The organism is Paractinoplanes tereljensis (assembly GCF_016862435.1).
Taxonomy (GTDB): Bacteria; Actinomycetota; Actinomycetes; order Mycobacteriales; family Micromonosporaceae; genus Actinoplanes; species Actinoplanes tereljensis.
In genome coordinates this window covers 339,929-362,864 of sequence record NZ_BOMY01000055.1, presented here as the reverse complement: position 1 = coordinate 362,864, position 22,936 = coordinate 339,929, and the positions used below count along the sequence as shown (strand labels likewise).

Below are 22,936 nucleotides of genomic sequence, written 5' to 3'. Positions count from 1 at the left end.
TGGCCTGTTTCGAATAACCGCCGGGGCGTGCAGGCTGCTAGCGTTGCGTCTCGTGTCGCGCACCCGCACCGAGCGCCTGGTCAATCTGGTGATCTGCCTGCTGTCCACCCGGAGGTTCCTGACCGCCGCGCAGATCGCCGCGACCGTGCCCGGTTACGAGCACGACCCCGAGGACCCTCGCGATCACGAGGCGTTCCAGCGCAAGTTCGAGCGGGACAAGGCCGAGCTGCGCGAGCTGGGCGTCCCCCTGGAGACCGGCACGGCGAGCGTCTTCGACCAGGAGCCCGGCTACCGCATCGCCCACCGTGAGTACGCCCTGCCGGACATCATCCTGGAGCCCGACGAGGCCGCCGCGGTCGGCATCGCGGCCCGCCTCTGGCAGCACGCTGGCCTCGCCGCCGCAGCGTCGTCCGGGCTGGCCAAGCTGCGGGCGGCCGGAGTCGAGGTCGACCCGCAGGCCACCCTCGGGGTGGAGCCGGTGGTCACCGTCGACCCGGCCTTCGGGCCGTTGACTAACGCGGCGCGGGACCGGCGGGCGGTCACCTTCAGTTACCGCGTGCCCGAGGTCGACGACGCGGCCACCCGCCGCCTCGAGCCGTGGGGCGTGGTGTGCTGGCGCGGCCGGTGGTACGTGGTGGGTCACGACCGGGACCGCGACGCCACCCGCTGCTTCCGGCTCTCCCGGATCGTCGGCAACGTGCGCCCGGTGGGCCGGCCCGGCGCGTTCACCCCGCCGTCGCAGGTCGACCTGATCAGTCACGTCTCCGGCTGGGACGGCCGCACCCCGTGGACCGGGCAGGCCTCCGTGGTGGCCAAACCCGGAAAGGCCGCCGGCCTGCGCCGGTGGGCGGTCGAGACGCTGCCGGGCCCGGAGGGCGACAAGCTGACCCTGCCGTACGCCGATGCCGAGCGCCTGGCCGCCACCATCGCCGGTTACGGGCCGGACGTCCGGGTCGAAGGACCGCCGGAGGTGCGCGAGGCCGTGATCCAGCTGCTCAAGGAGGTCATGACGAGGCACGACGGCGTGGTAGCCGCATGACCGGGCCGAAACCCTCCGTCGACCGCCTCGGCCGGCTGCTCAACCTCGTCCCCTATCTCCTGGCCCGGCCGGGAATCCTGGTCGCCGAGGCTGCGGCTGACCAAGGGGTCAGCGAGAAGCAGCTGCGCGAGGACCTCGAGCTGCTGTGGGTCTGCGGCCTCCCCGGGTACGGGCCGGGCGACCTCATCGACATGGCGCTCGACGGCGACCGGGTCACGATCAGCCACGACGCCGGCATCGACCGGCCGCTGAAACTCACCCAGGACGAGGCACTCGCCCTGGTGGTGGCGCTCAGGATGCTCGCCGAGACGCCCGGCACCGGCACCCGCGACGTCATCGAGCGGGCCCTCGCGAAGATCGAGAACGCCGCCGGTGACCTCGCCGACGCGCCGGTCGCGGTCAAGCTGCCGGCCAACGCCGAGAAACTCGACCGGGTTCGCGCCGCGGTCGAGGGCGGGCACGCGCTGCGGATGACCTACTACACCGCCGCCCGGGACGAGACCACTGAGCGGGTGGTCGACCCGATGCGGGTGGTGATGGTGGACGGCCGCGCCTACATGGAGGCCTGGTGCCGCCGGGTCGAGGCGGTCCGGATGTTCCGGGTCGACCGGATCGACGCTTTCGCCGAGCTGGACGAGCCGTCGGCGCCGCCACCCGCGGCCGTGCCCCAGGACGTCACCGCCGGCGTCTTCCGGCCCACCGCCGACCTGCCGCTGGTCACCCTGCGGGTCGGCCGGCACAGCCGGTGGATCACCGAGTACTACCCGGTCGAGGACGTGCGCCGCAACGGGCCCGGCGAGGAATGGGTGGTCACCATGCGGGTCACCGACCTGGGCTGGGCGCAGCGGCTGCTGCTCGGCCTCGGCCCGGACGTGACGGTGGTCGGCCCGCCGGAGCTTCTCGACCGGATCCGGGCCCAGGCCGCGGCCGCGCTCGACCAGTACAGCAGCCCCGCCGGGTAGGGTTGCCGCGTGTTGCTCTGGGTGTGGATCGCCGTAGTCGTCGTCGCGCTGGTCATTCTGATCGCCGCGGCGGTGCCGTTGCTGGGTCGTCTCGGTGCGCTTCGCCGGGCGGCCGGGAAACTGCAGGCCCGGCAGGGGCAGGCGGTTGCCCTGCAGGCCAAGGTGGAAGCCCTGCAACAGCGGGTGGAAGCGGTCTCGGCCCAGGTGGACCGGCACTGACCTTTACAGATCTTGCGAACCACCGGTAGCGTGCGGCGTTCCTTCCCCGTTGTCCAAGACTTCGCGGACAGGAACAAAACCCACGGGGTCCGGTGGGCTACTTCACCAGAAACGACACGTACGATGGACCCCGCACAACTGATCCGACCGACTGGAGTTATCCCATGGGCGCTTTGAAGCCATGGCACATTCTCATCTTCGTGGTGGTCCTGGTGCTGCTGTTCGGTGCGAAGCGGCTCCCCGATGCTGCCCGCTCGCTGGGCCGGTCGCTGCGGATCATCAAGGCGGAGACCAAGGGCCTGATCGACGACGACAACAACGTCGCCGAGAAAGCCGAGCCGCAGTTCTCTCGGCAGCCCATCCAGGGTGAGGCGCCGCAGACGAACGGCTACCAGCAGGCTCCGCCGCCGCAGCAGCCGGCTCAGCCCTACGTCGACCCGGTGCAGCGCACCAACGACCGCTGATCCGAGATCATGGCGCTGACCCTTCGCCGTTCGGGGAAACCTAGCAAGTTCGAGCAGGCCTCCGACGGCTCGATGACGCTGATCGACCACATCCGGGAGCTCCGCAACCGGCTCTTCATCGCGTCGCTCGGCCTCGTGGTGGGCCTGATCGTCGGCTTCATCGTGTCGAACTGGGTCTTCGGCCTGCTCAAGGAGCCCTACTGCGCGCTGCCGTCCTCGTGGGCGGTCCGGGCCGACGGCACGCAATACTGCGACTTCGTGGTCCTCGGGGTCGGCGACGGCCTGATGCTCCGGCTCAAGATCGCGCTGTGGGTCGGCATCATCGTCGGTGCCCCGGTCTGGCTCTACCAGCTCTGGGCGTTCATCGCCCCCGGTCTGCACCGGCACGAGCGCAAGTGGGCCTACCTCTTCGTCGCCATCGCCGCGCCGCTGTTCGCGGCCGGCGCGGTCCTGGCCTACCTGGTGGTCGGCCACAGCCTGGCCTTCATCATGGAGGCCGGCGTCCTCGGCGAGTCGACGAAACTCGAGGTGTCGAGCTATATCGGCTTCGTCACCAGCATGCTGCTGTTGTTCGGCGCCGCCTTCGAGTTCCCACTGATCCTGTTGATGCTGAACTTCACCGGGGTGGTCTCGGCCCGCCGGCTGCTCAGCTGGTGGCGGATCGTGATCTTCCTGTCGTTCGCGTTCGCCGCGATCGCCACGCCCGACCCGGGCCCGTTCGGCATGACGCTGCTCGCCGCCTGCATGTCCCTGCTCTACTTCATCGCGGTCGGCATCGCGTTCCTCTACGACAAGCGCAAGGGTCGCGGCAAGGAGATCTACGCCGACCTCGACGACGACACCATCTCGCCGCTCGACGAGGACGACCGGGTGCCGGTCGGCGCGTCCGACCCGATCGAGGCGCCCAGCCCGATCGAATCGCCCACGCCGGTCAACAAGCCCCGGCCGCTTGAGGGCCGCTTCGACGACATGACGTAGTAACGTCACGCGCCATGACGAACGGCGACATCGCGGTGCTGGTCAACCCCCGTGCGGGGCGTGGCCGGCACCGCGGTTTGCTTCCCGGGGTCATCCAGCGGCTGGGAACGGCCGGCCATCCGGTGCGACTGCTGGAGGCGCACACCTCGGAGGAGGCGGAGAAGGCCTGCCACCGGGCCGTCGCCGAGGGGGCGGTCGCACTCGTCGCGGTGGGTGGGGACGGCACCGTGCACCAGGCGTTGCAGGCTGCCGCTACCCGGGACGTGGGTTTCGGGGTCGTGCCGGCCGGGACTGGCAATGATTTCGCGGCGGGGACCGGCGTACCCTCCGATCTTTTGCAGGCCGCGTCGGCAATTGCCGACGCCCTCCGCAGCGGCCGGCACCGACCGATTGATCTTGCGCAGACCAGCGGGACCGACCGGGAGGCCCGGTGGTTCGGGGCCGTGCTGGCGGCCGGGTTCGACGCGATCGTCAACGAGCGGGCCAACCGGATGCGGTGGCCGCGCGGGCCTCGGCGCTACGACCTGGCGATCGTGCTGGAGATGGTGCGGGTGCGGCCGCGGGTGTACGCGCTGGAGATCGACGGCGTGGACCACGGCTTCGAGGGCACCCTGGTCGCCGTCGGCATCTGCCCGAGTTACGGCGGTGGGCTGCGGATCGTGCCGGACGCCGATCCGGCCGACGGGCTGCTCGACGTGGTGATCGCGGCCCCGCTGAGCCGGTTCGCGATGGCCCGGCTCAAGCCTCGACTGCGCCGCGGCACCCACGTGACCGACCCGCTTGTCACCTCGTTCCGGGGGCGGCAGGTGCGGCTGCACGCCGACGACATCATCGCGTACGCGGACGGGGAGCGGATCGGGCCGCTGCCGCTGGAGATCACCTGCGTCCCGGGCGCCCTGCGGCTGCTGGTCTGAGGGGGTTTGACCGGTTCGTCGGGTGCGGTCGGGTTGCGCGGGCGGCCTGGCGGTCAGTTCTTTCCGGGGCGGCCGAACGTGTTGGTATGTCGCTGAACTCGCTCCGCTCGCTGACCGGCGCCGCCTCGCTCGCCACCACGGCGTTCGATACCGCACGCAGCACGCTGAAGTCGATGGCCGACGCGGCTGCTGCTCCGGCGCCGCCCGCTCCCGCCGCTGAGCCGGCCGAGGCCGAGGCCGCCGAGCCCACCAAGCCGAAGGGCGTCCGCCAGGGCGTCGAGCTGGACGCTTACGCCTGAGGCCGGAGTGCGGCGATGCCGGCCAGGATAAGGTCGACGCCGGCCAGGAACTGCTCGCGGTCGTCGTGTTCCCGCAGCTGACCGGCGATGTCGTGCAGGAACGGGTAATCACCCGGGTCGAGGCCCTCCCAGGCCGCCGACTCGACGGCCAGCATCGCGGTGCGGCTGGCATCCGGCTGCGCCGCCCGGATCTTCGCGGCGTTGCTGGCGTTGGCGGCGTTCTGCGCGGCGGCGCCGACAATGAAGATCATCAGCGCGGTCGCCGAGGTGAACTGGGCCGGAGCGGGCACGCCGAGCGCCTGGACCCGCTGGCCGAGGCGCTCGAAGATCCGCAGCGCCTCCGACTTCCACGGCCCCTGTGCGAGTTGCCCGGCGAGCCACGGGTGCACGTCGATCGCGTCGAACAGGCCCAGCGCCAGCGCGCGGATCTCGGCCTCGGGGGCGGCCTCGGCCACCGTCGTCGCGCCGGCCAGGACGGCGTCGGTGGCGGCGTCCAGAAGTTCGCTCTTGTTCGCCACGTGCCAGTAGATCGCGCCGGCCCCGGTCTTCAGCTGCGCGCTGAGCGCCCGGAAGGTCAGCCCTTCCTCGCCGGTGGCGTCGAGCATCTGGACCGCCGTGGCGACGATGCGCTCGCGGGACAGGGCATCCGTCCGATTGGCCATGCCCCCATCTTGACATGTCTGGAACAACGTTCCAAACTGGGTTTGTGGAACGACGTTCCAGAGAGGGGCCTTCCAATGAGTGCAGATGTTCTGGACGTGCGCGAGACAACCCGCGCCAACTCGCTGCGGGCCGTGTGGCCCGCGATCCTGGGGCTGTCGGTCGTCTTCCTGGTGGAGATGCTCGACAACTCCGTGCTCAACGTCGCGCTGCCGACCATCGCCCGGGACCTGAACGCCTCGGCCACCGACCTGCAGTGGATCACCACCGGATATTCGCTGCTCTTCGGCGGCCTGATGATCGCGTTCGGGGCGATCGCCGACCGGCTCGGCACCCGCCGGATGATGCTGATCGGGCTGAGCCTGTTCGCGGTCGCCAACCTGCTGGTCCTGTTCGTGCGGACGCCGGGCGAGCTGATCGCGCTCCGGGCCGCCATCGGGGTCACCGCCGCGATGACCGCGCCCGGCACCATGGCTCTCTGCTTCCGGCTGTTCGACCAGGAGAACCTCCTGATGCGGGCGACCGGCTTCATCTCCACGGTCGGCCTGATCGGGATGGCCGCCGGCCCGACCGTGGGCGGTCTGGTCCTGGAGGTCGCGCCCTGGCGGGCTCTGCTGGTGGCCAACGTGCCGATTGCCGTGCTCGCGGTCATCTGCATCCGCCGCGGCATCCCGGCCGATGACCCGTCGAACCGCAACGCCACGCCGCTCGACCTGCTCGGCGCCATGCTCGGCACGGCCACGATCATCCTGGCGCTCTGGACCGCCACCCTGGTCGTCGAGGACGGCTGGGGCTCGGCCGCGCCGTGGCTGGCCGGGGTGGGCGCCGTGCTCAGCGCGGTCGGCTTCGTCGTCCGGGAGCGGCGCACCGGGCACCCGATCATCGACTTCGCCCTGATCAAGCGGCCCAACGTGTCGGCCGGGCTGGCCTACCAGGCCGCGCTCGGGCTCGGCATGGCCGCCCTCGCCTACGGCACCACCCTGCAGCTGCAGCTCGTCTGGGGCTGGTCACCGGCCCAGGCCGCGCTCGGCAACCTGCCGCAGATCATCACCATGATCGCGATCGGGCCGTTCGTGGAGAAGTTCGTCGAGAAGCTCGGCACCCACCGGGCCGGCCCGATCGGCGCCGCCGCGGTCATCGCCGGCCTGCTCGTCTACGCCCTGCTCGGCCGGTACGACTACATCTGGATCGCGATCGCGCTGGTGCTCGCCTCGGCCGGCATGCGGGTGATCATGATCCTGGCGACCGTCACCGTGATGCGCGGCCTCCCCGAGGACCTCACCTCCACCGGGGCCGCCCTCAACGACACCGGCACCGAGGTGGCCAGCAGCATCGGCATGGCGGTCACCGGCACCATCGTCGCGGCCGCGCTCATCGGCCCGCTCACCGATGTCGGCAGCAGTGTGGCAAGTGCGCACGCCTTCGAGAGCGCCATCACCACGGCGACGCTGGTGCTCACCGGGATCTGTACCGCCCTCGTCGTCTGGGCCGCCCGGCGCGCGACGCGCGGTCAGGCCTGACAACCCGCCAGGGCCAGGGTGGCGGACAGGCCGTTGGGGCGGCCCGGCTCGGCGGCCGGGAGCACCAGGGCCGCGCAGCCCGCGTCGACCGCGCCGGCGTCGGCCGGGGTGTCACCCACCATCAGGGTGCGCTCCGGGTCGACGCCGAGCATGCCGCAGGCCCGCAGGAAGATCGCCGGGTCGGGCTTGAGCCGGCCCACCTCGTAGCTCAAGGTGTACGCGTCCACCAGCGGTTCCATGCCCCAGGCGGCGAAGTGCGGGCGGATGTCGAAGCCGACGTTGCTGACCACCGCGACCTTGATGCCGGCGTCGTGCAGGATGCGCAGCGTGTTCTCGGTGTCGGCGTAGGGGAGCCAGCCCTCGGCGGTCAGCACCCGCTCGTACAGAGCGTCGGGGAGACCGGCCACATCCGTCGTCACGGTCGCGGCCAGGCCGGTGTAGGCGGCGCGGTGGCTGTGGGCGTACAGATCGCGGTCGGCCCAGTGCTCGGCCAGCTGGGGTGGGACGCGGTGCGGAACCGGCCCCCCGGCCCTCCCCGCCATGACCAGGCGGTCCGCCAGGACCGTCGCCTTTCCCCGGTCGAGCTCCCGGCCGCAGGCCGCAGCGGCCTGCTGCACCCAGCGGACCGAATCCTCCACTTGGGCGAGGGTGCCGTGGAAGTCGAACAAAACGGCGTCGACCTGTCGGGGCGATTCCACAGCTTCCGGCACGGGTGAACCATACCGAGCCCCTCGATGCTGCAAGTTGTCACACCCACTAGCTAGCCTTGTGGTCATGACGAGTCCCGCCGAAAGGTTTGCGGAGTCCAAGCGGCGGGCGGCCCGGCAGGCCGAGTTCCCCGCGCTGCAGGACTTCATGCTGGATGTGGGCTTCGACCTGGACGATTTCCAGCGCGCGGCGTGCGAGTCGCTCGAGCGCGGCAGCGGCGTGCTGGTGTGCGCGCCGACCGGCGCCGGCAAGACCGTGGTGGGTGAGTTCGCGGTGCACCTGGCGCTGCGGGCCGGGGGGCGCAAATGCTTCTACACCACCCCGATCAAGGCGCTGTCCAACCAGAAATATCACGACCTGGTCGACCGCTACGGCCCCGACCAGGTCGGCCTGCTGACCGGTGACAACGCGATCAACGGCGACGCCCCGGTGGTGGTGATGACCACCGAGGTGCTGCGCAACATGCTCTATTCGGGCTCGTCCGCGCTCAACGGGCTGGCCTATGTGGTGATGGACGAGGTTCACTACCTGGCCGACCGGTTCCGTGGCGCGGTCTGGGAAGAGGTGATCATCCACCTCCCGTCGTCGGTGCACCTGGTGTCGCTGTCCGCGACGGTCAGCAACTACGAGGAGTTCGCCGACTGGCTGGTCACCGTGCGCGGCGAGACCGAGGTGGTGGTCAGCGAGCACCGGCCGGTCCCGCTGTGGCAGCACATGCTGGTCGGGCGGCGCATGTTCGACCTGTTCCACGACGCCGACGCGGCCAAGAAGCACGACGTGCATCCCGAGCTGCTGCGCTACACCCGCGAGATGGAGCGCCGGCTGGAGATGACCAGCCGCACCTACGGCCCGAGCCAGCGCGGCGGCCGGGGCCGGCGCTGGCAGCCGCCGCCGCGCGCCGAGGTGGTCGACCGGCTCGAGCGGTCCGGGCTGCTGCCGGCGATCCTGTTCATCTTCAGCCGGGCCGGCTGCGACGCGGCCGTGCAGCAGTGCCTGGCCGCCGGGCTGCGGCTCACCGACCCCGACGAGCGGGCCGAGATCCGGCGCATCGCCGACGCCAAGGTCGCGTCCATCCCGCGCGAAGACCTCACGGTGCTGGGCTACTGGGAGTGGCTCGACGGCCTCGAACGCGGGGTGGCCGCGCACCACGCCGGCATGCTGCCCGCCTTCAAGGAGGCGGTCGAGGAGTGCTTCGTCAACGGGCTGGTCAAGGCGGTCTTCGCGACCGAGACGCTGGCGCTGGGCATCAACATGCCGGCCCGCTGCGTCGTCCTCGAACGGCTGGTGAAATACAACGGCGAGGCGCACGTCGACCTGACCCCGGGGGAGTACACGCAGTTGACCGGCCGGGCCGGCCGGCGCGGCATCGACGTCGAGGGCCACGCGGTCGTGCTGTGGAGTCCCGAGGTCGACCCGCGGCACGTGGCCGGGCTCGCCTCCACCCGCACCTACCCGCTGCGCTCGTCGTTCCGCCCGTCCTACAACATGGCGGTGAACCTGGTCGGCACGGTCGGCACCGACAAGGCCCGCGACCTGCTCGAATCGTCGTTCGCCCAGTTCCAGGCCGACCGCTCGGTGGTCGGGCTGGCCCGGCAGGTCCAACGCAACGTCGAAACCATGCAGACGTACGAGGGGGACGCCGCCTGCCACCACGGCGACTTCAACGAGTACTTCGGTTTGCGGGTCTCGATCGCCGACCGGGAGAAGGCCCTGGCCCGGCAGGGTGCCAACCAGCGCCGGACCGAGGCGGTTTCCTCGCTCGAACGCCTCAAGGTCGGCGACGTGATCCGGGTGCCGCAGGGCCGGCGGGCCGGGCTCGCGGTCGTCCTGGAGGCGCCGTCGGGCGGGTTCGGCGAGCCGCGGCCGCTCGTGCTCACCCAAGACCGGTGGGCCGGCCGGATCAGCCCCGCCGACTTCCCGGGTTCGGTCGAGGTGCTGGAGCGCATCCGGGTTCCCAAGCATTTCAACCACCGCTCGCCCGCCGCTCGCCGCGACCTGGCCGCCCAGGTCTCCGCCACCGGCCTCGACCGGAACGGCGGTGGCCGCCGCCGGCGCGGAAACGGCGGCCACTCCGGCGAGGACGCCGAGATCGCCCTGCTCAAGGTAAGGATGCGGCAGCACCCCTGCCACGCCTGCCCGGAGCGGGAGGAACATGCGCGCTGGGCCGAGCGGCGGCACCGGCTCGAGCGCGACACCGACGCGCTGCGCGACAAGGTGGCCGGCCGCACCGGCTCGCTGGCCCGCACGTTCGACCAGGTGTGCGCGGTGCTGACCGGGCGCGGCTACCTGAGCGGCGGCGAGGTCACCGACGCGGGCCGGATGCTCGGGCGCATCTGGTCCGAGGCCGACCTGCTGGTCGCCGAGTGCCTGCGGCAGGGCGTGTGGGACGGGCTCGACCCCGAGGAGTTGGCGGCGGCGGCGTCCATGGTGCTCTACGAGTCGCGGCGCGAGGGCGATGACCGGGCGTCGGTGCCCAAGGGCCCGATCACCGCGGCCGTCGACACCTGCACCAAGCTGTGGGGTGAGATCGCCACCGAGGAGTCCGCGCACGGGCTGACCCTGACCCGCGAGCCCGACCCCGGTTTCGTCTGGCCGATGTACCGGTGGGCGCGCGGCGAGCCGCTGGCCGCGGTGCTGGCCAGCAGCCACAACTACGACGCCGACATGCCGGCCGGCGACTTCGTGCGGTGGGCGCGGCAGGTGCTCGACCTGCTCGGCCAGATCCGGGAGGCACCGGCGTCGACGGCCGAGGTCCGCGACGCCGCACGCAAGGCGATCAAGTTGGTCAACCGGGGGGTGCTCGCCTACCAGGTGGAGCTGTAGGGCCTGCTCTAGAGTTTCGGTCCATGGTGGACGCGAAGATCGACACGTCGCAGGCGCATCCGGCGCGGCGGTACAACTACTGGCTGGGCGGTTCGCATCACTTCGAGGCGGACCGCGCCTCCGGCGACGCGATCGAGGCGGCGATGCCGACGATCCGGCTGATGGCGGTGGAGAATCGCCGGTTCGTCGGGCGGGCCGCCCGGTTCGTGGCCGCGCAGGGCGTGCGGCAGTTCCTCGACATCGGCACCGGGCTGCCGGCGCCGGGCGGGATCGAGGCACCGGACGCCCGCATCCTGCACGTGGACAACGACCCGCTTGTCACCTCGCAGGCGGCGGCGCTGCCCGGCGCGTACATCGAGGCCGATTTGCGGAAGCCGCGGGACATCCTCGAGCATCCGTCGTTCGCCTTTCTCGACGCCGGGCAGCCGATCGGGCTGATGCTGGGGGCGGTGCTGCACTTCGTGCGCGACGATGAGGACCCGGCCGGGATCGTGCAGACCCTGCTCGGTGCGCTGGCGCCCGGCAGCTACGTCGTCGCCAGCCACGCCACCTGGGAATATGTGCCGGCCGCGGTGATCCCTCGCCTGCAGGCGTCGAACGCCGACGGCCGGTTCGCGCCGCGGCCCGGGTCGGCGTTCTGGGCGTGGTTCGCCGGGCTGGAGATGGTGCCGCCCGGTCTGGTGTCGGTGGCGCACTGGCAGGCCGACGAGGAGCCGCAGCCGCGTCCCCGGGTGGAGGACGTGGGGTGCAACGGGTTGGTCGCGCGGGTGCCGTGATCTTCCGAGCTTCGCCGGGCATACTCGTTACTCGTTGGTAAGCCAGGTGGAGGGAACATCATGCGGGTCTATGCGCGGCCACAGTTCTGGTGGCGTGCGGTCATCGTGGCCTGTGGGCTGTCCGGGCTGCTCATGGGCGAGCAGCGGGTCATCTACTACACCTGCCAGAGCAACCTGATCACGCTCGGGTTCTTCGTCGGCACGCTGTACTGGATGGTCAAGCGGCAGACGGTCGAGCCGCCGGCGCCCCGGCTGCGCGGCGCGGTCACCCTGTGGATCCTGATCACCTGCCTGATCTCGCACTTCATGCTCAACCACGGCGCGAACCCGCTGCCCGGCCTGGCCGCCGCCGACCCGGCGGTGGCCACCACTAACCGGTCGATGTTCCTGGTCCACTACGTGGTGCCGGTGATGGTGCTGATCGACTGGGTGGCGTTCGGGCCGCACCGGCTGGTGCGCTGGCGGGACATTCCGCTGTGGATCCTCTACCCGCTCGGGTACGGCCTGGCGGTCGAGTTCCGCGCGGTGCTGGTGCCGACGGCCCCGATCCGCTACCCGTATTTCTTCCTCGACCCGAGCACCCGCGGCTACGACTGGGTAAGCGGCCAGTTCGTCGAACTCGCGGTGATCTTCGCAGTGCTGGGAGCGGTGGTGGTCGGCCTCGACCGCCTGGCGTCCCTGGGCACGAAACAGCGCAACGCGCCCGACGTGCCCAGGGACCTGCCCGCAGAGGACCGTCCGGTCGAGCCGAGTGATCCGGCCAAGGTGAGCGAGCCGGTCGAGAGGTAGCCATGACGGTGGCGGTTAGGTGACGCGGCCGAAGTGGACCTCTCGCCAGGACCAGATCTTGGCCAGGCGCACGTGGTCGCCGGTTTTCGGGGCGTGCCAGACCTGGCCGTCGCCGGCGTAGATGCCTACGTGGTAGGCGTGCCGGCCGTTGACCCAGAAGACCAGGTCGCCTGGGCGGGCATTCGCTTTGCTGACCGGGTGGGCGGCGTGGAATTGAGCGTTCGCGGTGCGCGGCAGGGTGATTTGCACGCTGTGGAAGACGTAGCTGGTCAGGCCCGAGCAGTCGAACGCGTTGGGGCCTTGAGCTCCGCGACGGTAGGGCTTGCCGCGCTGGGCCGCGGCCGTTGTCACCACCTGCTCGGCGGTGGCGTCGGCGGCCTCGGCCTCGGCGGTAACCGAGCTGGCTGCGTCAGCGGCGGGAGTGGCCGCGTGGGCGGCGGCTCCGGCGGCGGGGGCCGCGTGTGCGGCGGGGGCCGCGATCAGCAGGGACGCCAGTGACAGGAGGGTGGAAAGGGCCCAGACGGGCATGGCGAAGCGGACGGCACGGGACACGAGGTTCCTAGGCCCTTCAACCGCCTGCGAGGTCAGCTGTCGGATTAGGCCTGAAGGCGGCCCGCCGCGAAGTGCGACTTCACCCCTAGCCGGCTAACGCCGGCGGCTTGGGTCCCCCGCTTCCGCCCACTGAAGTTTCCGATCGGCGACAGGTCGGTGACCGCACCCGGTGGGCGGGACTCGGCGTCCGGGGGCAGTGTGGCGGCCGCCCGTTGCCGGGTGGGCTGCGCCGGACACGATCGGCCGGGGGCTGCGGACCGGCACCGAAAACCGGGTTCGTTATCTAAGCGCTACCCGTGAATTGGGGCATCCAGGCCGGTCAGGGGCAGACCGGACCCGCCCCAGGCGCTCGATATGATCTCCGCCGCAATCGCTACGGCCGTTTCCTCGGGGGTTCGTGCTCCCAGGTCCAGGCCGATCGGGGCGGACAATCTTGCCAATTGGGTCTCGGACACCCCGGCTTCGCGCAGGCGGCGCAAACGGTCCGCGTGGGTGCGGCGGCTGCCCATCACGCCTATGTAGCGCGCGGGGGTGCGCAACGCGACCTCCAGGAGCGGCACGTCGAACTTCGGGTCGTGGGTGAGTATGCAGAGGACGGTGCGTTCGTCGACCGCGGTGGACTCCAGGTATTGGTGCGGCCACTGGACTATCAGGTCGTCGGCGGTCGGGAAGCGCTTGCGGGTGGCGAATACCGGACGGGCGTCGCAGACCGTCACGTGGTAACCCAGGAAGCCACCGATCTTCGCGACCGCGCCGGCGAAGTCGATGGCCCCGAAGACGATCATGCGGGGTGGGGTCAGGTAGGTCTGCACGAAGACCTCGACGTCCTCCTGGCGCTGCTCGCCGTGGTCGCCCAGGTGGACCATCCCGGTGGTGCCGGCGGCCAGCATGCCGGCCGCCTGCTGTTCGGCGGCGTGGTCGAGGCCGGGGTCGCCGAGCGTGCCGGAGGTGCGGTCGGGCCAGATCACCAGCTGGTTGTCGGCCATCGACGCGGTGGCCACCGGGCGGCCCTCGGTGATCGCGGTCAGCACCTCGGCCAGCTCGACCAGGGCGACGTCCGGCTGGATCAGCAACTCGATCGTTCCGCCGCAGGTGAGGCCGACCTCGAACGCGTCGCCGTCACTTACGCCGTACGTCTGCTGCTGGGCCTTTTTGGTTTTGATGACCTCTTCGGCGGCGGTGTAGACGGCGCCCTCGACGCAGCCGCCGGAGACGCTGCCCAGCACCTCGCCGTGTTCGCTGACGGCCATCGCGGCGCCCGGTTGCCGCGGCGCGGAGCGCCAGGTGTGCACGACGGTGGCCACCGCGAACCGCACGCCGTCGGCGTGCCAGGCGGCCAGGCCGTCCACGATGTCGCGCATGATCGGTACCTTCCGCGATCTTCGCGCACTCGTCAACGGCTGGTTAAGGGATCTCTTAGGTCGCTGTTGACATTGGTCCTCATGCGAGCGAGTGTGCTCTCGATCACGGGAGGTGCAGCGTGCAGGTGCCGGCTCCGTTCGAGTACGAACGTGCCACCAGCGTGGACCAAGCCATCGGACTTCTGGAACGTCTGGGCAGCTCAGCGCGGCTCGTGGCGGGCGGGCACAGCCTCCTGCCGATGATGAAGCTGCGGTTGGCCAACTTCGAATATCTGATCGACATCAATCCGCTTCACGCGGAGCTCGGTTACATCAAGATCCAAACCGATGAGGTACGGATCGGAGCACTCACCCGGCACCGGGAGCTGCTGGAGTCCGACGATCTGGCCGGCGCGTTCCCGATCTTCCGAGACGCCGAGCGGGTGATCGCCGACCCGGTCGTGCGCAATCGGGGCACCCTGGGCGGGTCGCTGTGCCAGGCCGATCCGTCGGAGGATCTTTCCGCGGTGTGCACGACCCTAGACGCGAGTTGCGTGATTCGCGGGCCACGAGGAGAGCGCGTCGTCTCGATGGAGGAGTTCCACGTCGGGCCGTATGAGACGGCCGTCGGTGACGACGAGATCCTGATCGAGGTCCGGTTGCCCCGCCGCCCCGGGCACGGCAGCGCCTACGAGAAGGTCGAGCGCCGCGCCGGGGACTGGGCCGTCGTGAGTTCCGGGGCAGCGGTCTGGCTGGCGGACGGCAAGATCGTCGACGCCCGCGTCGGGCTGGCGGCGGTAGGCCCCAATACCACCGGAATTCCCGAAATTTCGGACACGCTGCGTGGCAACACGCCCAGCGAGGAGCTGTTTGAGCAAGCCGGGGCGATCGCGGCGAGAAGTTGCGACCCCAACACGGATCAGCGGGGGAGCGCCGACTACAAGCGGCACCTCGCCGATGAGCTGACCCGGCGGACCCTGCGCAAGGCCGTCGAGCGGGCGAGGAGCTGAACCCATGCAGGTCACGATGACCGTCAACGACGTCGAGGTCACCCGGGAGATCGAGGGCCGGCTGCTGCTCGTGCACTTCCTGCGGGACGTGCTGAGCCTGACCGGCACCCACTGGGGCTGCGACACCAGCAACTGCGGCACCTGTGTGGTCTGGCTGGACGGCGAGCCCGTCAAGTCCTGCACGGTGCTGGCCGCGATGGCCGGGGGCCACGAGGTGCGTACCGTCGAGGGCCTGGCCAAGGGCGGGGAGCTCGACCCGATCCAGGAGGGGTTCCGGCAGTGCCACGGATTGCAGTGCGGCTTCTGCACGCCGGGCATGATGATGACCTGCCGCGCCCTGCTGGACAAGAACCCGGATCCGACCGACGGGGAGATCCGGGAGGCCATCTCCGGCCAGATTTGCCGCTGCACGGGCTACGCGACGATTGTCCGCAGTGTCCGGTGGGCGGCCGTTCATGAAGCGGCGGTGACCCAGTGACCACGGTGCACGAGCCCAAACTGAGCCAGTTCGACGACAACGACCAGAAGCCCGTCGGTTTCGGGCGGATGCTGCGCAAGGAAGACCCCCGGTTCCTCCGGGGGCGCGGGCGCTATACGGACGACGTACAGCTGCCGGGGATGTTGCATTTGGCGATTTTGCGGTCGCCTTTCGCGCATGCGCGCATCGTCAGCGTCGACACCAGCGCGGCCGAGGCGTCTCCCGGCGTGCGGTTGGTGGTCACCGGCGCGATGCTCGCCGAGAAGGGGCTCGCGTGGATGCCCACGCTCTCCAACGACGTGCAGGCCGTCCTCGCCACCGACAAGGTCCGTTTCCAGGGGCAGGAGGTCGCCTTCGTGGTGGCCGACGACCGCTATGCGGCCCGCGATGCCCTCGAACTGATCGACGTCGAATATGACGTGCTCGAGCCGGTGGTCGACGTCCGGCGCGCGCTGGCCCCCGACGCCCCGCTGATCCGGGACGATTTGACCGACAAGGCGGACAACCACTGCTTCGACTGGGAGACCGGCGACGAGGCGGCCACCGAGGCGGTGTTCGCGGCCGCTGACGTGGTCGTCGTGGAGGACATCGTCTACCCGCGGGTGCACCCGGCGCCGATGGAGACCTGCGGCGCGGTCGCCGACTTCGACGCGATCGACGGCAAGCTGCGGCTGTGGTCGACCACCCAGGCGCCGCACGCGCACCGCACCCTCTACGCGATCGTGGCCGGCCTGCCCGAGCACAAGATCCAGGTGATCGCGCCGGACATCGGCGGCGGCTTCGGCAACAAGGTGCCGATCTACCCCGGTTACGTGTGCGCGATCGTCGGCTCGATCCTCACCGGCAAGCCGGTGAAGTGGATGGAGGACCGGTCGGAGAACCTGATCAGCACCGGCTTCGCCCGCGACTACATCATGCGCGGGGAGATCGCGGCGACCCGCGACGGCAAGATCCTGGCAATCCGTACGAACGTGCTGGCCGACCACGGCGCCTTCAACGGTACGGCCGCGCCGGTGAAGTACCCGGCCGGCTTCTTCGGGGTGTTCACCGGCAGTTACGACATCGAAGCGGCGTACTGCAAGATGACCGCCGTCTACACCAACAAGGCGCCGGGCGGGGTCGCGTACGCCTGCTCGTTCCGCATCACCGAGGCCGTCTACCTGGTCGAACGCATCGTCGACTGCCTCGCCCACGAGCTGGACATGGACCCGGCCGAACTACGGCTGAAGAACTTCATCCAGCCCGAGCAGTTCCCGTACGAGACGAAGACCGGCTGGGTCTACGACTCGGGCAACTACGAGCCCACCATGCGGCTCGCCATGGACATGGCCGGGTACGCGGATCTGCGCAAGGAGCAGGCCGAGAAAAGGGCCCGGGGCGAGCTGATGGGCATCGGCATCGCGTTCTTCACCGAGGCCGTCGGGGCCGGGCCGCGCAAGGACATGGACATCCTCGGCCTGGGCATGGCCGACGGCTGTGAGCTGCGGGTCCACCCGACCGGCAAGGCCGTGGTGCGGCTGTCGGTGCAGACCCAGGGCCAGGGCCACGAGACCACGTTCGCGCAGATCATCGCGGAGGAGATCGGCATCCCGCCGGCCGACATCGAGGTGGTGCACGGCGACACCGACCAGACGCCGTTCGGCCTCGGCACCTACGGCAGCCGGTCCACTCCGGTCTCCGGCGCGGCCGCCGCCCTGGTCGCCCGCAAGGTGCGCGACAAGGCGCAGCTGATCGCCTCGGCGATGCTGGAGGTGTCGGTCGCCGACCTCGACTGGGTCAAGGGCGCCTTCCAGGTCAAGGGTGACCCCGGCAAATCGGTCACCATCCAGGACATCGCGATGCGCGCGCACGGCGCCGGCGACCTTCCCGACGGCATGGAGGGCGGCCTCGAAGCGCAGATCTGCTACAACCCGTCCAACCTGACCTACCCGCACGGCGCGTACATCTGCGTCGTCGACATCGACCCCGGCACCGCGCAGGTCAAGGTGCGCCGCTTCATCGCCGTCGACGACTGCGGCACCCGGATCAACCCGATGATCATCGAGGGCCAGGTGCACGGCGGCCTCACCGACGGCGTCGGGATGGCCCTGATGGAGATGATCGCCTTCGACGAGGACGGCAACTGCCTCGGGGCGTCCCTGATGGACTACCTGATCCCGACCGCGCTCGAGGTCCCCGACTGGGAAACCGGCTTCACCGTCACGCCGTCGCCGCACCACCCGATCGGCGCCAAGGGCGTGGGGGAGTCGGCCACCGTCGGCTCGCCGCCGGCGATCGTCAACGCGGTCGTCGACGCGCTCAAACCCTTCGGGGTACGGCACGCCGACATGCCCCTGACCCCGTCACGCGTCTGGGACGCGATGCGCGGCCAGGCGACCCCGCCGATCTGATGGCCACCCTGATCGCCTCGCGCGTGCACGAACTGACCGCCCAGCGGCGGCCGTTCGTGCACGCCACGGTGGTGCGCGCGCAACAGCCGACCTCCGCCGTGCCCGGCGACGACGCGGTCATCCTCGCCGACGGCTCGATCGAGGGCTTCGTCGGCGGGGTGTGCGCGGAGACGTCGGTGCGGGCGGCCGCGCTTGACACGCTGCGCGACGGCAAGACGCTGCTGCTGCGGGTGCTGCCCGACGGCGCGGCGTCCTTCCCCGAAGCGCCGGGCGCGCTGGTCGTGGTCAACCCGTGCCTCTCCGGCGGGGCGATCGAGATCTTCCTGCGCCCGATGCTGCCGCGCCCGTTGCTGGGCGTGTCGGGCACGGCCACGCCGATCGGCGCGGCGGTGGCCGAGCTGGCCGCTTTCCTAGACCTGGAAACAACCAACCCCATGGCGTACGCCGGTGCCAGCGCCGTAGTGGTAGCAGGCCTCGGCCGCGACGACGAGAAGGCCATCCGGGCAGCGCTGGACGCCGGGGTGCCCCTGATCGCCCTGGTGGCGAGCCACACCCGAAGCGCCGCCGTGCTGGATGCGCTGGGCTTGACCGACGAGGAGCGAGCCCGGGTGCGCCCGCACGCCGGCCTCGACATCGGAGCCCGAACCCACAAGGAAATAGCCCTCTCGGTCCTGGCCGAGATAGTCAAGGAAATCCGCACCGGCGTTGCCTCCGCGCCTGCGCCGGCCGCCCGGAGCTTGCTTCCCATCTCCGACATCTCGGAAAGGTCCGGCAACCCGGCTGCGGGAGCTTCGGCTCGGACCGTGGTTGACCCGGTTTGTGGGATGCGGGTGGTGGTGGGGGATGACGTGCCGCAGGCCGTCGTTGACGGGGTGGAGTACTGGTTCTGCTGTGTGGGGTGCCGGGACAGCTTTGTGGCGGGGCGATGAGCGTTACCGGGCTGGTGCTGGCGGCCGGTGGGTCGCTGCGCCTCGGGGAAGCCAAACAACTGCTGCCCTATCGGGGGCGGACGCTGCTTGACGCGACGCTTTCGATGGCTCGGAGCTGCGGATTCGACCAGCTTCTGGTCACCCTGGGCGGATCGGCGGAGCTGGTGCGGTCCACCGTGGATCTGGCCGGCTTCGAGGTGGTCGACAACCCGGGCTTCTCGGATGGGTGCGGGTCGTCGATTCGTACGGCCGTACCGTATGTGACTTCGGAAGCGCTTGTTCTTCTCCTGGGTGACCAGCCTGGGGTTTCGCCGGACGATGTCCGGCGGGTTGCGGCGGCGACTACGCCGCTGGCGGTCTGCTCCTATGACGACGGGCTGGGGCATCCGTTTCTGTTCCGGCGGGCGGTCTATCCGGAGCTGGGTGCGCTGCACGGGGACAAGGCGGTCTGGAAGCTGCTGCACTCGGGGGGCTATCCGGTCACCTCGGTTGCCTGCGCCGGGCCGGTCCCGATCGATGTCGACACCCGCGACGACTATGCACGGCTGATGGCGATGGACTCCGCGTGAACGATCCGCAAGAGGTCGGCCGGCGGCTCGATGCCGTTGACTATCTCGTTGACGACGGGTTGGCGATGGCCGTGTTTCTCGCGCTGCGGCTCGGGAAACCCCTGCTGCTCGAAGGGGAACCGGGGGTCGGGAAGACCGCCGCCGCCAAAGCACTCGCGCAGGCGCTGGACACGCCGCTGATCCGGTTGCAGTGCTATGAGGGGCTGACTGCGGGCGAAGCGCTCTATGAATGGAACTACCAGCGGCAGCTGCTTGCCATCCGGCTGGCCGAGGCGCGGCACGAGCGGCTCGGCGACGACGATCTGTTCACCGCGGAGTTCCTGCAGGAAAGGCCCATTCTCAAAGCTGTCCGGTACGCCGGGCCCACGCCGCCGGTGCTGCTCATCGACGAGATCGATCGGGCCGACGACGAGTTCGAGGCGTTGCTCTTCGAGTTCCTCGGGGAGGCCGCGGTTACCGTCCCGGAGTTGGGGACCTTCACCGCCGTACGGCCGCCGGTTGTGGTCTTGACCTCCAATCGCAGCCGTGACCTGCACGATGCGCTTCGCCGTCGATGCCTTTACCACTGGATCGAGTTTCCGGCGGCCGCGCGGGCGGCCGAGATCGTCCGGCGGGCCGTGCCCGGCGCGAGTGCGCCGCTGATCGCGAGCGCCACCGAGTTCATCGGCCGGGTCCGGGCGCTCGACCTCGACAAAGCGCCCGGCCTGGCCGAGACCATCGACTGGGTGTCCGCGCTGTCCGCGCTCGGCGCTACCGAGCTGGCGCCGGCCGACGCCCTGCACACCCTCGGCACCATCGCGAAAACCCCCGACGACCGCCTCGTCGTCGCCGGCGCCGTCCACGAGGAGATCGCATGAAGATCACGAACGAGTTCACCGTGCACACCCCGATCGACCGCGCCTGGCAGGTGCTGACCGACCTCTCCGGCATCGCGCCGTGCATGCCCGGCGCGCAGCTGACCGGCGTCGACGGGGACGTCTACCAGGGCAAGGTGAAGATCAAGGTGGGCCCGGTGATCTCCGAGTTCGCCGGGACGGCCCGCTTCGCGGAGAAGGACGAGGCCGGCTATCGCGCGGTAATCGACGCGAAAGGCCGGGACGCCCGCTCCGCGGGAAATGCGTCGGCGCTGGTCACCGCGGTCTTGGCCCCGGCCGGAGACAGTACGACGGTAAGTGTCGACACCGACCTCAAGATCAGCGGGAAGCTGGCCCAGTTCGGCAGCGGCATGATCAAGGAGGTGTCGGGAAAGCTGCTGGCCCAGTTCGTAGCAAACCTGGAAGCAAAGCTAGCCACCGACGCCGCCTCGGTTGATTCCGCATCGCCGGCGGAGTCGGTCGCTGCTTCGCCGGCCGCCGTGGCGACGGCCCCAGAGACCGCAATCCCGTCGGCGTCGGCGTCCCCCGTGCCGACGCCGGCCCCGCCGGCGTCCTCCGCGCCGGCGACACCCGCGGCGGATGCGCCGGCTTCGGCGCCCGCCGCGGGTTCGGTTCCCACCCCGGGCGCCCCGATCGACGCAGACCCGGCCCCCGAGCCGGTCGCCGCCATCGCGGACCCGGCGGCGTCGCCGGTCGCCGCTTTCCTCGCAGACGCCAAGTCGTCCGCTGCCGCCGTCTCGGTTCGGCCTGCGGCGGCCACGCCTGCGGTGGCGGAGGTGGCTGAGGAGGCCGAGCCGTTGGATCTGCTCAGCCTGGCCGGGGGATCGATCTACAAGCGGGTCATTCCGCTGGTGGCTGGGGTTGTCGTGGTCGGCGCGGTGATCGCCTGGCTCGTTGCCCGGCGCTGAGTCGAAACCGGTGCTGCTGCGCGGCGTCGACCGCGCAGCGTTTGCCGTGTCCTTCGCGAATCGGCTGCGCGGTGCGGGGGTGCTCGCGGGGCTCACCGAGATCGACGACCTGGTTCGGGCGCTGGGTGCGCACCCGCCGGACTCCCGCCGGGCTCTCTACTGGACCGCCCGGATCTCGCTGGTCCGGCGCGAGTCCGACCTGGCCGCCTTCGACCGGGTCTTCGAGGCCGTCTTCACCGACGCGGCGCCGCTGCCGCTGAATCGGTCGGCGGCGGCGGGTCCGGCCGGGCGCCGCGACGACGTGCACGTGCCGGTGCCGGGCGGTGCCGGTCCGGCGGCTTCCGGCGGTGGGTTGCCCTGGGCGACGCTTCCGCCGGCCGTGGCCGAAGCCGAACCGGGGGACGAGTCCGGCCTGTTTCTTCCGCAGGTGCGGCCGAGTGCCGTAGAGGCGCTCGCGGCCCGGCCGTTCGAGGAGCTTGATCCGCGGGAGACCGCGCTGCTCGGCGAGGTCCTGCGGCGGGAGCTGACCAACTGGCCGAGCCGTCGGACCCGCCGCCACGCCCCGGCGAGGTCCGGCCGCCGGGTCGCGCTGCGCGCGACGATCTCCCGGGCCCGCCGCACCGCTTGGGAGCCGGTGACCATCGTCCGGGAGCGGCCGCGGCGCCGGCCCCGGCGGGTGGTGATGCTCTGCGACGTGAGCGAGTCGATGCGCGCGCAGGCCACCGCCTACCTGCATCTGATGCGGGCGTTCGCCACGGTGACCCCGGCCGAGGTGTTCGCCTTCGCCACCCGGCTGACCCGGCTCACCCCGGCGCTGACCCGGAAGTCCGCGGCCGAGGCGATCGAGCAGGCCACGGCGGCGGTGTCCGACCGGTTCGGCGGCACCCGGATCGCCACCAACATCGCCGCGCTGCTGCGCTCGCACCACGGCAACGCGCTGCGGGGCGCACTGGTGGTGATCGCCTCCGACGGCTGGGACAGCGACCCGGCGCCGGAGCTGGCCGCGGCGATGGCCCGGCTGTCCCGCCGCGCCCACGCCGTGCTGTGGCTGAACCCGCGGGCCGGCGCGCCCGGCTTCACCCCCGCGGTCGCCGCGATGGCGGCCGCCCTGCCCTACTGCACCACCCTGCGCCCGGCCGCGACGTTCGACGACCTGTTCGCGGCGGCCCGGGCCATGCAGTCGTTGGGCAACGCCGACTTTCGCTAGACACAGGATCAAGGCCCAGAGAAACAAACCCCTTCCGGTACGGGCGACACCGTCGACAACCGCGATTACCCCCGACCGCCGCCACCGCGCGACCAGAGTGCAACACCGGCGCGTGCCGCGACTCTCGCGCAACCAGACACTCACCCCGCGGGCGCTTTGCTTTGCTCACCAATACGCGCTGCTCTGCGCACCGCCGGTAAGCGCCCGAGTTCAGGCCAGTTCCAGACCGGCCGCACCCCACGAGAACCGCCCCCCCCCGGCGCCGCCAAACCCGCCGCCAAACCCGGCGACTCCCGCATGACAGCCGCCGCGCCCGAGCCCGAACCAGCGTCCCGCATCGCGGAGCCCACTCCTGCTTTGTGGACGTTGCCGCCAACGCACCAGACGCTTACTGCCAAAAAGAGTATATGCCGGATATCTCCACCGCTGCGGGCGAGGATCGGCGCGATCTGCGGAGATCCTGTCCGGTCGAACCTGTTGCTAAATGGCCGTTTTCCGCTGCACCCTAGGCCGCCCAACCAGAGAAC

At 70.7% G+C, this 22,936-nt stretch carries 23 protein-coding genes and 1 riboswitch; of the genes, 19 read left to right on the top strand and 4 right to left on the bottom strand.

Going from position 1 to position 22,936, the window contains the following annotated elements:
* Positions 1 to 52 precede the first annotated feature (52 nt).
* From Ate02nite_RS44340 to Ate02nite_RS44310, 7 genes are all read left to right on the top strand, one after another.
* Complete coding sequence (locus tag Ate02nite_RS44340) at positions 53 to 1,039, top strand: helix-turn-helix transcriptional regulator (protein ID WP_203813967.1); 987 nt, start codon at positions 53 to 55, stop codon at positions 1,037 to 1,039.
* Entirely contained in the window at positions 1,036 to 2,001 is a 966-nt protein-coding gene (locus Ate02nite_RS44335) for a helix-turn-helix transcriptional regulator (RefSeq protein WP_203813966.1), read from the top strand. The genes Ate02nite_RS44340 and Ate02nite_RS44335 overlap by 4 nt, the downstream gene beginning before the upstream one ends.
* Positions 2,002 to 2,010: 9 nt before the next feature.
* The gene (locus tag Ate02nite_RS44330; protein WP_203813965.1) at positions 2,011 to 2,220 is read left to right on the top strand and encodes a hypothetical protein; all 210 of its coding nucleotides are present in this window, start codon (positions 2,011 to 2,013) and stop codon (positions 2,218 to 2,220) included.
* A gap of 164 nt (positions 2,221 to 2,384) precedes the next feature.
* Positions 2,385 to 2,684, top strand: a complete 300-nt coding sequence (gene tatA / locus Ate02nite_RS44325) for a Sec-independent protein translocase subunit TatA (protein ID WP_203813964.1) — start codon at positions 2,385 to 2,387, stop codon at positions 2,682 to 2,684.
* Positions 2,685 to 2,693: 9 nt separating this feature from the next.
* Entirely contained in the window at positions 2,694 to 3,662 is a 969-nt protein-coding gene (tatC, locus tag Ate02nite_RS44320) for a twin-arginine translocase subunit TatC (protein ID WP_203813963.1), read from the top strand.
* Positions 3,663 to 3,676: 14 nt separating this feature from the next.
* Positions 3,677 to 4,576 (top strand): diacylglycerol/lipid kinase family protein, encoded by a 900-nt coding sequence (locus tag Ate02nite_RS44315; protein WP_203813962.1) that lies wholly within the window; start codon positions 3,677 to 3,679, stop codon positions 4,574 to 4,576.
* Positions 4,577 to 4,662: 86 nt separating this feature from the next.
* A complete protein-coding gene (locus Ate02nite_RS44310; RefSeq protein ID WP_203813961.1) occupies positions 4,663 to 4,875 on the top strand; it encodes a hypothetical protein in 213 nt (70 codons plus the stop codon).
* Here the strand turns inward: Ate02nite_RS44310 and Ate02nite_RS44305 are convergent.
* Positions 4,866 to 5,537 (bottom strand): TetR/AcrR family transcriptional regulator, encoded by a 672-nt coding sequence (locus Ate02nite_RS44305; protein WP_203813960.1) that lies wholly within the window; start codon positions 5,535 to 5,537, stop codon positions 4,866 to 4,868. The genes Ate02nite_RS44310 and Ate02nite_RS44305 overlap by 10 nt on opposite strands.
* 75 nt (positions 5,538 to 5,612) lie before the next feature.
* On the opposite strand from Ate02nite_RS44305, the gene Ate02nite_RS44300 reads away from it, so the two are divergent.
* Positions 5,613 to 7,055 (top strand): MFS transporter, encoded by a 1,443-nt coding sequence (locus Ate02nite_RS44300; protein WP_203813959.1) that lies wholly within the window; start codon positions 5,613 to 5,615, stop codon positions 7,053 to 7,055.
* Here Ate02nite_RS44300 and Ate02nite_RS44295 read toward each other — a convergent pair.
* On the bottom strand, positions 7,046 to 7,765 hold the full coding sequence (locus tag Ate02nite_RS44295) for an HAD family hydrolase (protein ID WP_239148155.1): 720 nt from the start codon (positions 7,763 to 7,765) through the stop codon (positions 7,046 to 7,048). The genes Ate02nite_RS44300 and Ate02nite_RS44295 overlap by 10 nt on opposite strands.
* Before the next feature lie 64 nt (positions 7,766 to 7,829).
* Between Ate02nite_RS44295 and Ate02nite_RS44290 the strand changes: the two genes are divergently transcribed.
* Genes Ate02nite_RS44290 through Ate02nite_RS44280 form a run of 3 tightly spaced genes read left to right on the top strand, consistent with a single transcriptional unit; the run spans position 7,830 to position 12,151 of the window.
* The gene (locus Ate02nite_RS44290) at positions 7,830 to 10,586 is read left to right on the top strand and encodes a DEAD/DEAH box helicase (protein WP_203813957.1); all 2,757 of its coding nucleotides are present in this window, start codon (positions 7,830 to 7,832) and stop codon (positions 10,584 to 10,586) included.
* Positions 10,587 to 10,609: 23 nt separating this feature from the next.
* A complete protein-coding gene (locus Ate02nite_RS44285; RefSeq protein ID WP_203813956.1) occupies positions 10,610 to 11,362 on the top strand; it encodes an SAM-dependent methyltransferase in 753 nt (250 codons plus the stop codon).
* Positions 11,363 to 11,422: 60 nt separating this feature from the next.
* Positions 11,423 to 12,151: a Pr6Pr family membrane protein gene (locus tag Ate02nite_RS44280; protein WP_203813955.1), complete on the top strand. Its 729-nt coding sequence runs from the start codon at positions 11,423 to 11,425 to the stop codon at positions 12,149 to 12,151.
* Between the two features lie 15 nt (positions 12,152 to 12,166).
* Here the strand turns inward: Ate02nite_RS44280 and Ate02nite_RS44275 are convergent, their stop codons facing one another.
* Both Ate02nite_RS44275 and Ate02nite_RS44270 read right to left on the bottom strand, forming a co-directional pair.
* Positions 12,167 to 12,703 carry a C40 family peptidase gene (locus Ate02nite_RS44275; RefSeq protein ID WP_203813954.1) on the bottom strand — a complete coding sequence of 179 codons (537 nt, stop codon included), beginning with the start codon at positions 12,701 to 12,703 and terminating at the stop codon, positions 12,167 to 12,169.
* Between the two features lie 5 nt (positions 12,704 to 12,708).
* Positions 12,709 to 12,861: riboswitch (cyclic di-AMP (ydaO/yuaA leader) on the bottom strand.
* Between the two features lie 132 nt (positions 12,862 to 12,993).
* A complete protein-coding gene (locus Ate02nite_RS44270) occupies positions 12,994 to 14,064 on the bottom strand; it encodes an XdhC family protein (RefSeq protein WP_203813953.1) in 1,071 nt (356 codons plus the stop codon).
* 119 nt (positions 14,065 to 14,183) lie between these two features.
* Between Ate02nite_RS44270 and Ate02nite_RS44265 the strand changes: the two genes are divergently transcribed.
* The 8 genes from Ate02nite_RS44265 to Ate02nite_RS44230 are packed head-to-tail and all read left to right on the top strand — an operon-like array spanning position 14,184 to position 22,409.
* A complete protein-coding gene (locus tag Ate02nite_RS44265; RefSeq protein ID WP_203813952.1) occupies positions 14,184 to 15,053 on the top strand; it encodes an FAD binding domain-containing protein in 870 nt (289 codons plus the stop codon).
* Positions 15,054 to 15,057: 4 nt separating this feature from the next.
* Positions 15,058 to 15,531, top strand: coding sequence for a (2Fe-2S)-binding protein (locus Ate02nite_RS44260; RefSeq protein ID WP_203813951.1), 474 nt, complete (start codon positions 15,058 to 15,060; stop codon positions 15,529 to 15,531).
* Positions 15,528 to 17,921: an aerobic carbon-monoxide dehydrogenase large subunit gene (locus Ate02nite_RS44255; RefSeq protein WP_203813950.1), complete on the top strand. Its 2,394-nt coding sequence runs from the start codon at positions 15,528 to 15,530 to the stop codon at positions 17,919 to 17,921. Before Ate02nite_RS44260 ends, Ate02nite_RS44255 begins: the two co-directional genes overlap by 4 nt.
* Complete coding sequence (locus tag Ate02nite_RS44250) at positions 17,921 to 18,850, top strand: XdhC family protein (protein WP_203813949.1); 930 nt, start codon at positions 17,921 to 17,923, stop codon at positions 18,848 to 18,850. The genes Ate02nite_RS44255 and Ate02nite_RS44250 overlap by 1 nt, the downstream gene beginning before the upstream one ends.
* Positions 18,847 to 19,419 carry a nucleotidyltransferase family protein gene (locus Ate02nite_RS44245; RefSeq protein WP_203813948.1) on the top strand — a complete coding sequence of 191 codons (573 nt, stop codon included), beginning with the start codon at positions 18,847 to 18,849 and terminating at the stop codon, positions 19,417 to 19,419. The genes Ate02nite_RS44250 and Ate02nite_RS44245 overlap by 4 nt, the downstream gene beginning before the upstream one ends.
* The gene (locus Ate02nite_RS44240; protein ID WP_203813947.1) at positions 19,416 to 20,276 is read left to right on the top strand and encodes an AAA family ATPase; all 861 of its coding nucleotides are present in this window, start codon (positions 19,416 to 19,418) and stop codon (positions 20,274 to 20,276) included. The genes Ate02nite_RS44245 and Ate02nite_RS44240 overlap by 4 nt, the downstream gene beginning before the upstream one ends.
* Positions 20,273 to 21,202 (top strand): SRPBCC family protein, encoded by a 930-nt coding sequence (locus Ate02nite_RS44235; RefSeq protein WP_203813946.1) that lies wholly within the window; start codon positions 20,273 to 20,275, stop codon positions 21,200 to 21,202. The genes Ate02nite_RS44240 and Ate02nite_RS44235 overlap by 4 nt, the downstream gene beginning before the upstream one ends.
* Positions 21,189 to 22,409, top strand: a complete 1,221-nt coding sequence (locus Ate02nite_RS44230; protein WP_203813945.1) for a vWA domain-containing protein — start codon at positions 21,189 to 21,191, stop codon at positions 22,407 to 22,409. Before Ate02nite_RS44235 ends, Ate02nite_RS44230 begins: the two co-directional genes overlap by 14 nt.
* Positions 22,410 to 22,936 lie beyond the last annotated feature (527 nt).

What these genes read in the sequence shown, in the direction of transcription:
- Ate02nite_RS44335 (WP_203813966.1), top strand. Translation starts at nt 1,036, where the DNA reads ATGACCGGGCCGAAACCCTCCGTCGACCGCCTCGGCCGGCTGCTCAAC.
- tatA (WP_203813964.1), top strand. Translation starts at nt 2,385, where the DNA reads ATGGGCGCTTTGAAGCCATGGCACATTCTCATCTTCGTGGTGGTCCTG.
- tatC (WP_203813963.1), top strand. Translation starts at nt 2,694, where the DNA reads ATGGCGCTGACCCTTCGCCGTTCGGGGAAACCTAGCAAGTTCGAGCAG.
- Ate02nite_RS44315 (WP_203813962.1), top strand. Translation starts at nt 3,677, where the DNA reads ATGACGAACGGCGACATCGCGGTGCTGGTCAACCCCCGTGCGGGGCGT.
- Ate02nite_RS44310 (WP_203813961.1), top strand. Translation starts at nt 4,663, where the DNA reads ATGTCGCTGAACTCGCTCCGCTCGCTGACCGGCGCCGCCTCGCTCGCC.
- Ate02nite_RS44305 (WP_203813960.1), bottom strand. Translation starts at nt 5,537, where the DNA reads ATGGCCAATCGGACGGATGCCCTGTCCCGCGAGCGCATCGTCGCCACG.
- Ate02nite_RS44300 (WP_203813959.1), top strand. Translation starts at nt 5,613, where the DNA reads ATGAGTGCAGATGTTCTGGACGTGCGCGAGACAACCCGCGCCAACTCG.
- Ate02nite_RS44290 (WP_203813957.1), top strand. Translation starts at nt 7,830, where the DNA reads ATGACGAGTCCCGCCGAAAGGTTTGCGGAGTCCAAGCGGCGGGCGGCC.
- Ate02nite_RS44285 (WP_203813956.1), top strand. Translation starts at nt 10,610, where the DNA reads ATGGTGGACGCGAAGATCGACACGTCGCAGGCGCATCCGGCGCGGCGG.
- Ate02nite_RS44280 (WP_203813955.1), top strand. Translation starts at nt 11,423, where the DNA reads ATGCGGGTCTATGCGCGGCCACAGTTCTGGTGGCGTGCGGTCATCGTG.
- Ate02nite_RS44270 (WP_203813953.1), bottom strand. Translation starts at nt 14,064, where the DNA reads ATGCGCGACATCGTGGACGGCCTGGCCGCCTGGCACGCCGACGGCGTG.
- Ate02nite_RS44260 (WP_203813951.1), top strand. Translation starts at nt 15,058, where the DNA reads ATGCAGGTCACGATGACCGTCAACGACGTCGAGGTCACCCGGGAGATC.
- Ate02nite_RS44250 (WP_203813949.1), top strand. Translation starts at nt 17,921, where the DNA reads ATGGCCACCCTGATCGCCTCGCGCGTGCACGAACTGACCGCCCAGCGG.
- Ate02nite_RS44245 (WP_203813948.1), top strand. Translation starts at nt 18,847, where the DNA reads ATGAGCGTTACCGGGCTGGTGCTGGCGGCCGGTGGGTCGCTGCGCCTC.
- Ate02nite_RS44235 (WP_203813946.1), top strand. Translation starts at nt 20,273, where the DNA reads ATGAAGATCACGAACGAGTTCACCGTGCACACCCCGATCGACCGCGCC.